Annotated in this window: 8 protein-coding genes; 6 read left to right on the plus strand and 2 right to left on the minus strand. The window is 61.4% G+C overall.

Features of this window, described 5'->3' with window-relative positions:
* Positions 1–172 precede the first annotated feature (172 nt).
* Positions 173–1654 carry a sensor domain-containing diguanylate cyclase gene (locus tag C3418_RS14865; protein WP_045522052.1) on the plus strand — a complete coding sequence of 494 codons (1482 nt, stop codon included), beginning with the start codon at positions 173–175 and terminating at the stop codon, positions 1652–1654.
* Positions 1655–1820: 166 nt separating this feature from the next.
* Here C3418_RS14865 and ppc read toward each other — a convergent pair whose 3' ends face one another.
* Entirely contained in the window at positions 1821–4454 is a 2634-nt protein-coding gene (gene ppc, locus C3418_RS14870; RefSeq protein ID WP_010675692.1) for a phosphoenolpyruvate carboxylase, read from the minus strand.
* Positions 4455–4667: 213 nt separating this feature from the next.
* The gene (gene argE, locus C3418_RS14875; RefSeq protein WP_103858799.1) at positions 4668–5813 is read right to left on the minus strand and encodes an acetylornithine deacetylase; all 1146 of its coding nucleotides are present in this window, start codon (positions 5811–5813) and stop codon (positions 4668–4670) included.
* Positions 5814–6074: 261 nt separating this feature from the next.
* On the opposite strand from argE, the gene argC reads away from it, so the two are divergent.
* The 5 genes from argC (at position 6075) to argH (ending at position 11708) form a co-directional block, all read left to right on the plus strand.
* Complete coding sequence (argC, locus tag C3418_RS14880; protein WP_103858800.1) at positions 6075–7082, plus strand: N-acetyl-gamma-glutamyl-phosphate reductase; 1008 nt, start codon at positions 6075–6077, stop codon at positions 7080–7082.
* 23 nt (positions 7083–7105) lie between these two features.
* A complete protein-coding gene (argB, locus tag C3418_RS14885) occupies positions 7106–7885 on the plus strand; it encodes an acetylglutamate kinase (RefSeq protein ID WP_010675689.1) in 780 nt (259 codons plus the stop codon).
* Positions 7886–7910: 25 nt separating this feature from the next.
* Positions 7911–8828 carry an ornithine carbamoyltransferase gene (locus C3418_RS14890; RefSeq protein WP_010675688.1) on the plus strand — a complete coding sequence of 306 codons (918 nt, stop codon included), beginning with the start codon at positions 7911–7913 and terminating at the stop codon, positions 8826–8828.
* A gap of 56 nt (positions 8829–8884) precedes the next feature.
* The gene (locus C3418_RS14895) at positions 8885–10120 is read left to right on the plus strand and encodes an argininosuccinate synthase (RefSeq protein ID WP_010675687.1); all 1236 of its coding nucleotides are present in this window, start codon (positions 8885–8887) and stop codon (positions 10118–10120) included.
* Positions 10121–10322: 202 nt separating this feature from the next.
* Positions 10323–11708 (plus strand): argininosuccinate lyase, encoded by a 1386-nt coding sequence (gene argH / locus C3418_RS14900; protein WP_103858801.1) that lies wholly within the window; start codon positions 10323–10325, stop codon positions 11706–11708.
* Positions 11709–12349 lie beyond the last annotated feature (641 nt).

A 12349-nucleotide genomic window follows, 5' to 3' on the forward strand; every position in this document is an offset into this window, starting at 1 on the left:
TCGAACCGTGGCAAGGCCAGACAGTCTGCGCCCGGGAGCCGGATGTGGCAAGAACCAGTCTTCACACCCAATCGGGGCCTGTGTTAGCGTAACCGGGTGCCGGATCCTATGATTTGGGCACTTGTCCCCGCATTCCAATGCAATGCGCCGGCGATCGAAAGGAATCGTAGCCATGAATACCACAGCACTTTGCGCTCGCGATATCGACGCGATGGATCGATATGAGACCCTCGCCAGGCTGACCGCCCTTGATCGGGCCTATGGCATGGTCGAGTTCGATCTCGATGGTCGCATGGTGTCGGTCAATCCCCTGTTTTGCGACATGCTGGGTTATCCCCCCGAAGCGCTGTTGGGCCAGTCCCATCTCATGCTCTTGCCGCCGGATCTGCAGGCGGAGCATGATCTCTTCTGGCAGAGGGTATTGGGTGGCGAGATCCAGTCGGGGGAGTTTCGCCGGGTCAGGCAAGGTGGCAACCCCCTCTGGCTCCATGCCACCTACATGCCCGTGACCGACGAGGCAGGCATCCTGTTGGGGGTGGTCAAGCTGGCGCACGACATTACCTCGGCTGTGATGGCCAAGCAGCGGGTCGAGCAGCAGAGCCAGCTGTTTGACATCGTGGTGGCCGCTCACCAGAGTTTTCTGCTCGATCGCAATCTCGGCTCCGCCTGCGACACCGTCTTCGAGCGGCTGCTGAGCGTGAGCGAAAGCTCCTATGGTTTCATCGGCATCATTCAGTACGAGGATGGCCGCCCCAGTCTCTATGTCCCCTCCATCTCCAATGTCTCCTGGGATGAGGCGACCCATGCCTGGTATGAGCAGCAGCGCCAGAGTCGGGGCGGGCTCATCTTCAGCAAGCTCGACAACCTGTTTGGGCACGTGGTGACCCACAATACCCTGGTGTGCTGCAACGATCTGCCGAGCCATCCAGCCAGTCGCGGTGTCTCCCCCCGTGGTCATCCACACCTGGAGAGCTTCCTCGGCATTCCCATCCGCCACAAGGGGGAGGCGATCGGCATGATCGCCCTGGCCAACCGCCCGGGCGGCTTTGACGAGACCCATGTCAGCCTGCTCGAGCCCCTCACCACGGCCCTTGGCACCCTTATCCACGCCCGCAACCTGGAGGACGAGCGCAGCCGCATGGAGCGGGTGCTGCGCTTCAACGCCGAGCACGACTTCTTGACCAAGCTGCCCAACCGCAGCAGCTTTTTCCAGCAGGCCAACGTGTTGCTGGATCACGTCCAGCACCATCCCGCCGAAGGGGAGGCCTGCTGCCTGGCCTTGATAGATATCGACTTCTTCAAGCAAATCAATGATGTATATGGACACCTTGCCGGAGATGCCGTGCTGGCGTCGCTGGCGGGGCTCCTGATGCAGGCGGTGCGCAGCAAGGATCTGGTGGCGCGATTTGGCGGGGAGGAGTTCATCCTGCTGCTGCGGGGCACGACCCTGGAGGAGGCCCACACCATCATGGAGCGCATCCGGCGCCAGGTGGAGCAGCACACCTTCCTGTACCAGCACCAGGCGATCACCGTCACCATCAGCGTGGGGCTCACCCCCTATCAGATGAGTTACAGGCGCATGGATGACTGGCTTCAGTGCGTGGACCAGCGACTTTATGAGGCAAAACGTCGTGGTCGCAACCAGGTATCCTGATGAGAGGCTATGTCGCGAAATAAAACAGGGCGCCATCATGGCGCCCTGTTTGTTGTGGATGTTTTTTGCCCTTAGAGGGGGCTGTGCTGGCGGCAATATCGGGATCCCCGTGCCCGGCAGAGACGAAAAAGGGCGCCGGGGCGCCCTTGTTTGCAACGGTCCGGGATCAGCCGGTGTTGCGCATGCCGGCGGCGATGCCGGCGATGGTGACCATCAGCGCCTGATCCAGCTCGGGGTGCAGGGTCTCCGGGTGGTTGCGGGAGCGATTGAGCAGCTCGGCCTGCAGCACGTTGAGCGGGTCGGTGTAGGGGTTGCGCAGCTTGATGGACTCCTTGATCCAGGGCTGATCGTCCAGCAGGTCGCCCTGCGGGCGCAGTTTCAGCACCACCTCGATGGAGTCGGCAAGCTCCTGACGCAGCTGCTTGCCGAGTGCCCACAGGTTCTCCGGCACCAGGCGGGTGTCATAGTATTCCGCCAGCCAGAGGTCGGCCTTGAGGAACACCATCTCCAGCATTTCGAGACGGGTGCGGAAGAAGGGCCACTGGCGGCTCATCTCGTCCAGCACGCTCTTCTGGCCGTCGTCGATGGCCTGTTGCAACCCCTTGTGGGCGCCGAGCCAGGCCGGCAGCATCAGCCGGTTCTGGGTCCAGGCGAAGATCCAGGGGATGGCGCGCAGGCTCTCGACACCGCCGTTGGGCTTGCGCTTGGCGGGGCGGGAACCGAGCGGCAGCTTGCCGAGCTCCATCTCCGGGGTGGCGGCGCGGAAGTAAGGCACGAAGTCCGGGTGACCGCGCACGATACTGCGGTAGTGATCGCAGGAGACAGACGCCAGCTGCTCCATCACGGCGCGCCAGCTCTCTTTCGGCTTGGGCGGCGGCAACAGGTTCCCCTCCAGCACGGCGCTGGTGTAGAGGTTCAGGCTCTGAATGGCCACCTTCGGCAGGCCGAACTTGAAGCGGATCATCTCCCCCTGTTCGGTGACCCGCAGGCCGCCGCGCAGGGATCCCGGGGGTTGGGAGAGGATCGCCTGATGGGCGGGGGCGCCGCCACGGCCGACGGTACCGCCGCGGCCATGGAACAAGGTGAGGCGGATGTTGTTGGCTTCAGCCAGCGCCACCAGGGATTCCATGGCGGCGTACTGGGCCCAGCCAGCGGCCATCATACCCGCATCCTTGGCGGAGTCGGAGTAGCCGATCATCACGTACTGACGGCCCTGGATGTAACCGCGATACCAGTCCACCGACAGCAGGCGTTCCATCACGGCGGTGCCCGCCATCAGGTCTTCCTGGGTCTCGAACAGCGGGGCAACCGGCATGCGGAACTTGCAGCCAGCTTCCTTCAGCAACAGCTGGACCGCCAAGACATCGGACGGGGCACCGGCCATGGAGATGATGTAGATGCCGAACGCATCGGGGTCGTGCTGGGCGATGACGCGACAGGTGTCGATGGTCTCGCGGGTCTCGGCACTGGGATCCCAGTCGCTCGGGATGAGGGGGCGGCGGGAGTTCAGCTCGCGCAGCAGGAAGGCCTGCTTGTCCTCTTCGCTCCACTCGGCGTAGTCGCCCACACCCAGGTAGCGGGTCAGCTCGGAGAAGACCTGGCCGTGACGCTCGCCATCCTGACGGATGTCCAGCTTGACCAGGTGGATGCCGAAGCAGGCCAGCTTGCGCAGCACGTCCAGCAGCATGCCGTCGGCAATGTTGCCCATGCCGCAGGCGTGCAGGGAGTGGTAGCAGAGCTCCAGGGGCTCGCGCAGCTGGGCGGTGCTCTTGACCAGATCCCGGCTCTCGCTCGCCTGGCCCTGCACCTTGGCGGTCAGGTACTCCTGGGTCTCGCGCAGCTGCTCGCGCAGCTCACGCACCAGGGCGCGATAGGGCTCGGGATTGTCACCGACCCGGGCACGCACGGCGTCGGTGCAATCGGCCATGGAGAGCTCGGAAGTGAGCTCCTTGATGTCCTTGTAGAACAGGCTCACCGCCATCCAGCGGCCCAGCTCCAGCACTTCGGCGGTCACCTTGGCGGTGACGAAGGGGTTGCCGTCGCGGTCACCGCCCATCCAGGAGGTGAACTTGACCGGCGCGGCGTCCAGCGGCAGCCGCACACCCAGATGGTGTTGCAGGCGCTCGTCCAGATTGCGCATGAATTCGGGGATGGCCGGCCACAGGCTGTTTTCCACCACGGCGAAGCCCCACTTGGCTTCGTCCACCGGGGTCGGGCGCTGTTCGCGGATCTCGTTGGTGTGCCAGGCCTGGTTGACCAGTTGCTCGATGCGACTCTGGATCTTGTCCCGCTCGCGGGGCAGCAGATCGGAGAGTTCCAGGGCCTCGAGGCAGTCGTTGAGCTGCACGTGCTTGTGGATCAGGGTACGACGGGTCACCTCGGTGGGGTGAGCGGTCAGCACCAGATCGATGTCCAGCTCGCGCACGGCCTGGATGATGGCCTCCTGGGACAGGTTGGAGGCTTTCAGCTTGTCGAACATCTGCTCCAGCGGGTCCGGGGTGCAGACCTGCTCTTCGCAGCGACGGGAGATGGTGTGGAACTGCTCCGCCACGTTCGCCAGGTTGAGGAACTGGCTGAAGGCACGGGCCACGGGCAGCAGTTCGTCATCGGAGAGGGTACGCAGGGTGTCGAGCAGGCGCTCTCTGTCTGCCTCGTTTCCCTTGCGGGAAGACTTGGCCAGCTGGCGAATGGTCTCAATCTTGTCGAGGAAGGCCTGCCCCTGATGATCCTTGATGGATTTACCCAGCAGTTGGCCCAACATGCCTACGTTGGCCCGTAGTGCGGCGTACTTTTCGTTCATTCCACATCCTTATTTTGTTGGTGCCTCCTGACCTTCCAGGCGGGAGGCGACCTCACTTATTGTTGTGCGATTACAACATATGCTCCGTCATCTTAGGGGGACAATCTACCCAGATTGTCTGCGCAAGGTCAAATAACAAGCCGATTCAGAACATGTATTTCCCTCACCTGTCCCAAGGCACCTGCCATGTAACTTACTTACATCCCTGTTTGGTTAGACGCAGAAGCGCCGGATCAGGTGCTGCAGCACCGCCGTGGTCGGTTTGACGAACGACAGATCCAGGTATTCATCGGGCTGGTGGGCCTGGGTGATATGGCCTGGGCCCATCACTATGGTCTCGCAACCCAGCTGCTGGATAAAGGGGGCTTCGGTGCAATAGTTCACGGACTCGGCGGCCCGGCCGCTCGCCTTTTCCGCCTCCCGCACCAGCTCGGAGTCATCCTGGCAGGCATAGGCCGGAATGGGTTCGTGCAGGTGCTGCAGGTGCAGGCAGCCGGGCTGGTGGATCTCGATGGGGGAGAGCGCCTCCTTCAGCATGCCCATCAGCTCGTCGGGACCCACCTGCGGGGTGGGACGCATGTCGATGTGCAGCTCGCAGCAACCGCAGATGCGGTTCGGGCTGTCGCCCCCCTGGATGTAGCCGAGGTTCAGGGTGGGCTGGGGCACGGCGAAACGGTGATCCGCGTACTTCTCCTTCAGATCCTGCTGGAGCCTGAGCACCTGACCCATGGCCTTGTGCATGATCTCCATGGCGTTGACGCCGTTGGCGGGATCCGAACTGTGGCCGCTTCGGCCTGTGATGCGAATGGCTTCCGACATGTGGCCCTTGTGGGCCACCACGGGCACCAGCCCGGTTGGTTCGCCGATCACCGCGTAGTCGGGTTTGAGTTCGGCTGCGGCGGCGATAGCGCGGGCCCCGGCCATGGTGGTCTCTTCATCGGCGGTGGCAAGAATGCGCAGCGGTTTGCTCAGGGTCTTGAGGTCGACCTCCTTGAGCGCTTCCACGATAAAGGCGAAGAAGCCCTTCATGTCGATGGTGCCGAGCCCGTACAGGCGGTTGCCCTCTTCGGTCACCTTGAAGGGGTCTTTGGTCCAGGCTCCTTCATCGAAGGGAACCGTATCCGTGTGACCTGCGAGCAGCAGCCCCCCTTCTCCCTGACCATAGGTTGCCACCAGGTTGAACTTGCCCGGCAGATCCGGCAGGGCCGTCACCTCGCACTGGAATCCAAGCTGGCCGAACCAGTCGGCCAGCAGCCGGACTACCGCCTCATTGCTCTGATCCCAGCGAGTATCCGTGCTGCTGATAGAGGGAATCGCAATAATATTCTTATAAAGTGAAAAAAAATCCAGTTTGGCCATCAGCTCCTCCTTGCGTCCCCGGAGTGTTTCTGTTAGAAAATACAAATGCAAAGTGAGTGCATGAATATTCTATTCGAGTGCTCATCGACAAGGCCTCTAGTTGTAAGGGAAAGTTAATGTTCTGTCACCTGATCTGTAACCGACGACGCATATCCGCCTGAATTGCCCCTCCGCACTCGTTGCATTAAAGGGGCGATAGCCGACCCCTTGCACCGCAGCACCATGCTGTGAATTTCGAACCCAGACTTGGAATACTCAAACATGCTTAAGACCGTTATCGTCGGTGCCAGTGGCTACGCGGGGGCCGAACTGGCCGCTCTGGTCCAGAACCATCCACAACTCGAGCTGTTCGGCCTCTATGTTTCCGCCGGCAGCCAGGACGCCCACAAACGTTTCTCTTCCCTGCATCCCCAGTGGGTGGGCAAGCTGGATCAGCCGCTGCTGCCTCTGGACGAAGACGGCATGACCCGGATCCTGACCCAGGCCGATCTGGTGGTGCTGGCTACTGCTCACGAGGTGAGTGCGGAACTCGCGCCCAAGTTCCTGGCCAAGGGGTTGCCGGTGTTCGATCTCTCCGGTGCCTTCCGGGTCAACGATCAGCAGTTCTACGCCTCCTTCTACGGCTTCACCCACGAGAATGAGCAGTGGCTGGAGCAGGCCGCCTACGGTCTGGCCGAGTGGAATGCCGATGCCGTCAAGGCCGCCCAGCTGATTGCCGTGCCGGGATGCTACCCGACCGCCTCCCTGTGCGCCCTCAAGCCGCTGCAACAGGCCGGGCTGATTGCCCAGGGGTGGCAGCCCATCATCAATGCGGTTTCCGGCGTCTCCGGGGCCGGTCGCAAGGCCGCCATCAACACCAGTTTCTGCGAAGTGAGCCTCAATCCCTACGGCACCTTCAATCACAGGCACCAGCCGGAGATCAGCCACCACCTCGGCAAGGAGGTGCTGTTCCAGCCCCACCTCGGCAATTATGTGCGGGGCATCCTGGCCACCATCTATGTGCAACTGGCAGAAGGGGTGACGCCGACCCAGGTGGATCAGGCCTACCTCAAGGCCTACGAAGGCAAGCCCCTGGTACGCCTCACCGGCCAGATGCCCTCCATCCGCGGCGTGGCGAGCACGCCCTACTGCGACATCGCCTGGCAGCAGCAGGGCAACATGCTGGTGGTGGTTTCTGCCATCGACAACCTGCTCAAGGGGGCCGCCTCGCAAGCCATGCAGTGCATAAATATCAAGTTTGGTTTTGAACCGGCCACCGGCCTGATTTAACGCTTTAAGAAAGGATCGAGAAGATGGACAAGCAGACGCTGGTAATCAAGTTGGGTGGTGCCCTGATCGAGAACGACGAGGCCCTGACCGCCCTGTTCGCCACCCTGAAGACCTTCCTGGATGATCAGCACCGTCCTCTGGTGCTGGTGCACGGTGGTGGCTGCCTGGTGGACGACCTGCTCAAGGGGCTGGGCATGACCTCCACCAAGAAGAACGGCCTGCGGGTGACCCCGTTCGAGCAGATCCCCGTGATTGCCGGTGCCCTGGCCGGGACCGCCAACAAGATGATGATGGCCAAGGCCATCTCCACCGGCATTCCTGCTGTGGGTCTGTGCCTCGCCGACGGCGGTCTGTGCCAGGTGACCCAGCTCGATCCGGATCTCGGTGCGGTCGGTGACTGCAAACCGGGCAACCCGGCGCTGGTGGCCGGCATCCTGGGACAGGGCTTCCTGCCGGTGGTGAGCTCCATCGGCATCACCGCCGACGGACAGATGATGAACGTCAATGCGGATCAGGCGGCCACCGCCATCGCCGAAGCGCTGGGTGCCGATCTGGTAATGCTGTCGGATGTGAGCGGCATTCTGGATGGCAAGGGCAAGCTGGTGCCGCAACTGGACAAGCAGAGCGCGCTGGACCTGATGGAGAAGGGAGTTATCACGGACGGCATGGCCGTCAAGGTGAAAGCCGCCCTGCACGCCGCAGAGACCCTGGGCAAGCCGGTCTGTGTCGCCAGCTGGCGCTACCCGGATCAGCTGCTCAAGCTGCTGGCTGGCGGCGCTGTTGGCACCCAGGTCACCCTCTGATCTCCACCGGGAAAAGGACAATCCGATGCAACATCTTCTGAAAGACAGTGATTTAAGCAAGGCCCAGATCGAGGCGCTGCTGGCGCTTGGCAAGGCGGTCAAGGCCGATCCGAAGAAATACAGCCAGGCCCTGGCGGGCAAGAGCGTGGTCACCCTGTTCGAGAAGCCCTCCCTGCGCACCCGGGTCACCTTCGACATCGGCATCGCCAAACTGGGTGGTCACAGCGTCTATCTGGATCAGCAGAACGGGGCGCTCGGCAAGCGGGAGTCGGTGAAGGATTTCGCCAGCAACCTGTCCCGCTGGTGTGACGCCATCGTCGCCCGGGTGTTCGATCACCAGACTCTGGTCGAGCTGGCCGAGTTCGGCTCGGTGCCTGTGGTCAACAGCCTGTGCAACCTCTACCACCCCTGCCAGGGGCTGGCGGATTTCATGACCATCAGCGAGCACTACAGCGATCTGTCCAAGGTGAAGCTGGCCTATCTCGGCGATGGCAACAACGTGAGCCACTCCCTGCTGCTGCTGGGGGCGACCCTCGGCACCGACGTGACCCTGGTCTGCCCTAAAGGTCATGGCCCGGATACCCAGATCTTCCTGCAGGCCCAGGCGCTGGCAGCTCAATCTGGCGCGACCATACATATCAGCGATGATGTCGCGGATATCGAAGGCTTTGACGTGGTTTATACCGATACCTGGGTTTCCATGGGTGACAACACACCAATGGAGCAGGTAAAAGATATCTTCATGCCTTATCAGATCAACCAGGCCCTGCTCGATCGGACCGGCATCCAGCACGTGCTGCACTGCCAGCCGGCCCACCGGGAGCTGGAGATCACCTCGGAGGTCATGGACGGCCCAGCCTCCCTCATCATGGATGAGGCAGAAAACCGGATGCATATCCAGAACGCCGTGCTGCTGACCCTGTTCGGACAGGGCCAGAAGTAATCCGGCAACCGACCCGGAATCACCCCTTTTTATCGAATCATCACGGAGAGAAGTAAATGAGCGGAATCAACAAGATCGTACTGGCTTACTCGGGCGGACTGGATACCTCGGCCATCATTCCCTGGCTGAAGGAGCACTATGACGCTGAAATCATCGCCTTCGTTGCCGACGTGGGCCAGGAGCGTGACGATCTGGAAGGGATCGAGCAGAAGGCCATCGCCTCCGGCGCGGTCAAGTGCATCGTCAAGGATCTGCGGGAAGAGTTCGTCAAAGAGTATGTCTACCCGACCCTGAAGACCGGTGCAGTCTATGAAGGTACCTACCTGCTGGGCACCTCCATGGCCCGTCCGGTGATCGCCAAGGCGATGGTCGAGGCTGCCCTGGCGGAAGGGGCTGATGCCATCTCCCACGGTTGCACCGGCAAGGGCAACGACCAGGTGCGGTTCGAAGGGGCGGTAGCTGCCCTGGCTCCCCAACTGAAAGTGATTGCCCCGTGGCGGTTGTGGGACATGCGTTCCCGGGAAGATCTGCTGGCCTATCTGGAAGCCCGCAACATCCCCTGCAAGGCGACCCTGAAGAAGATCTACAGCCGCGACGCCAACGCCTGGCACATCTCCACCGAGGGTGGCGAGCTGGAGAGCACCTGGAACGAGCCGTCCGAAGCCGTCTGGCAGTGGACCGTCTCTGCAGAGGATGCCCCGAACGAGCCGGAATACGTCAAGCTGACCGTGGCCAAGGGCGAAGTGGTCGCCGTTGACGACCAGCCGCTCAGCCCGCACCAGATCCTGACCACCCTGAACGAGCGTGCCGGCAAGCACGGTGTGGGCCGGATCGACATCACCGAGAACCGGATGGTGGGCATGAAGTCCCGTGGCTGCTACGAGACCCCGGGTGGTACCGTAATGGTTGCCGCACTGCGCGCCGTGGAAGAGCTGGTACTGGACAGACCGACCCGCGCCTGGCGGGAAAAGCTGGGTGCCGAGTTCTCCCACCTGGTGTATGACGGTCGCTGGTTCACCCCGCTGTGCAAGGCCATTGTCGCCTCCGCCAACGCCATCGCCGAGGAGCTCGACGGTGAAGTGGTGCTGAAGATGTACAAGGGTCAGGTCACCGCGGTGCAGAAGAAGTCGCCGAACAGCCTCTACTCCGAAGACTTCGCCACCTTCGGTGCCGACGAAGTGTACGACCAGAGCCATGCCGAAGGCTTCATCCGTCTCTACACCCTGGCGAGCCGGATCCGCGCCATGAAAGAGCAGCATCAAGCCATCGGTGGCGACCATACCCACGGCTAAGCAAGCGCTATCACCCGTTGATACGAGGGGGCATGGCCCCCTCTTTTACAGGCAGAGAGGCCCTTTGCCATCCTCATCGGGTGTGACAAGAGCGGCTGCGCCCTGGTCGCTTCTGTGAGATAACAGGCTCGCAGAAAAACAGGGCAAGATTTCAAGTTCGACGGCGCAAGGCGCCGTCGACAACGCATTCAAGGAGAGCAGTATGGCACTTTGGGGTGGACGCTTCAGTCAGGGAGCCGATAGCCGGTTCAAGCAGTTCAACGATTCGCTGCGGTTCGACTACCGTCTGGCGGAGCAGGATATTCAAGGCTCCATGGCCTGGGCCAAAGCGCTGGTCAAGGTGGGGGTGTTGACCGAGGGTGAGCAGGCTCAGTTGCAGCAGGCGATGGAGGTACTGCTCGCCTCCGTGCAGCAGGATCCCCAGCAGATCCTCAGCTCGGACGCCGAAGACATCCACTCCTGGGTCGAGAGCCAGCTCATCGACGCCGTCGGCGCCCTTGGCAAGAAGCTGCACACCGGTCGCTCGCGCAACGATCAGGTCGCCACCGACCTCAAGCTCTGGTGCAAGGCACAGGGTGAACTGCTGCTCGCCTCCATCACCGCCCTGCAGCAGGGGTTGGTGGCCTCCGCCCGTGCCAACCAGGCCGCGGTGCTGCCCGGTTACACCCACCTGCAGCGTGCCCAACCGGTCACTTACGCCCACTGGGCCCTGGCCTATGTGGAGATGCTGGAGCGGGACCATTCCCGTCTGCAGGATGCCCTCAAGCGCCTCGACACCAGCCCCCTCGGCTGCGGCGCCCTGGCAGGCACCGCCTATGCCATCGACCGCGAAGCCTTGGCGCTCGACATGGGCTTTAGCGGCGCGACCCGCAACAGCCTGGACTCGGTCTCCGATCGGGATCACGTGGTGGAGCTGATGCACGTGGCGTCCCTCTCCATGGCTCACCTGTCGCGCTTCGCTGAAGATCTCATCTTCTACAACACCGGCGAGGCGGGCTTTGTGGAGCTCTCCGACGCGGTGACCTCAGGTTCCTCCCTGATGCCCCAGAAGAAAAACCCGGACGCGCTGGAGCTCATTCGCGGCAAGACCGGCCGGGTGGTCGGCGCCCAGATGGGCATGTTGATGAGCCTCAAGGCGCTGCCCCTGGCCTACAACAAGGACATGCAGGAAGACAAGGAGGGGCTGTTCGATGCCCTGGATACCTGGCACGACTGCCTCGACATGGCGGCCCTGGTGCTGATCGATCTGAAAGTGAACGGCGAGCGCACCAAGACCGCCGCCCAGGGCGGCTATGCCAACGCCACCGAGCTCGCCGACTACCTGGTGGCCAAGGGCATTCCGTTCCGCGAGGCGCACCACATCGTCGGCGAGACCGTGGTCTATGCGATCGGCGTGAAGAAACCCCTGGAAGAGCTCTCCCTCCCCGAGTTCCAGCGCTTCAGCCCCGTGGTGGGGGAGGATGTCTACCCGAACCTGGAGCTGGAAGCGACCCTGGCCAAGCGGGTCGCCAAGGGCGGCGTCGCCCGCGAGCAGATCGAGTCTGCCCTCACCGCCGCCGAGGCCTGGCTGGCCAAACGCGCGGGTTAAACTGCGGTGACCGTCATCCAAAATAGAAAGCAAAACGGCAACCCTAGGTTGCCGTTTCTTATTGTTCAACAGTTCACGTTTCAGGGAGGGTGATCGAGATAGTTTGATTGCGTTCCCTTTTATGATAGAGCTCTCTTATTTATATTAAATCATAAGTTATCATGACTATTTTGGGGGCATTTATCCAAAACAGATTTTTATCCATCCAACTGTCCAACGCCAAGAGATATTAGTTATGGAATATAAATTAGATATCAAAGAGAATGCACTGGATAGTTTCAATGAGGCATTAGCTAAGGAAGGTGCGAATAAGTCACCAAACATAAAAATGCGCCTTTGTAAGTATTTGAATTTAATAAACTAATTTTTTTCAGTTTCGTTGTGGAGGGTGCTTATTCGCACCCTCCCTAGAGGGTGTGAGTTCTCTTGTTTTAACCCTCGAATGGTTATCTCCAGATCCTCTGATAGAATGGGATGTTTCAGTTCGAGAATCTTTCACGGATACACAGTTGATCGCGAATTCAACTTCGAAGTGCGACACTCGCCTATGCCGCCTGACGGTACTCTTCGAATACCTTGACAGGCTGCCTGAATCCGAGACATTTCCGAGGTCGTAGGTTGAGCCACTGCTCCGCTCTCCT

It is taken from the genome of Aeromonas sp. ASNIH8, assembly GCF_002919855.1.
Lineage (GTDB): Bacteria > Pseudomonadota > Gammaproteobacteria > Enterobacterales > Aeromonadaceae > Aeromonas > Aeromonas caviae.

What these genes read in the sequence shown, in the direction of transcription:
- C3418_RS14895 (WP_010675687.1), top strand. Translation starts at nt 8,885, where the DNA reads ATGAGCGGAATCAACAAGATCGTACTGGCTTACTCGGGCGGACTGGAT.
- C3418_RS14890 (WP_010675688.1), top strand. Translation starts at nt 7,911, where the DNA reads ATGCAACATCTTCTGAAAGACAGTGATTTAAGCAAGGCCCAGATCGAG.
- argE (WP_103858799.1), bottom strand. Translation starts at nt 5,813, where the DNA reads ATGGCCAAACTGGATTTTTTTTCACTTTATAAGAATATTATTGCGATT.
- ppc (WP_010675692.1), bottom strand. Translation starts at nt 4,454, where the DNA reads ATGAACGAAAAGTACGCCGCACTACGGGCCAACGTAGGCATGTTGGGC.
- argH (WP_103858801.1), top strand. Translation starts at nt 10,323, where the DNA reads ATGGCACTTTGGGGTGGACGCTTCAGTCAGGGAGCCGATAGCCGGTTC.
- C3418_RS14865 (WP_045522052.1), top strand. Translation starts at nt 173, where the DNA reads ATGAATACCACAGCACTTTGCGCTCGCGATATCGACGCGATGGATCGA.
- argB (WP_010675689.1), top strand. Translation starts at nt 7,106, where the DNA reads ATGGACAAGCAGACGCTGGTAATCAAGTTGGGTGGTGCCCTGATCGAG.
- argC (WP_103858800.1), top strand. Translation starts at nt 6,075, where the DNA reads ATGCTTAAGACCGTTATCGTCGGTGCCAGTGGCTACGCGGGGGCCGAA.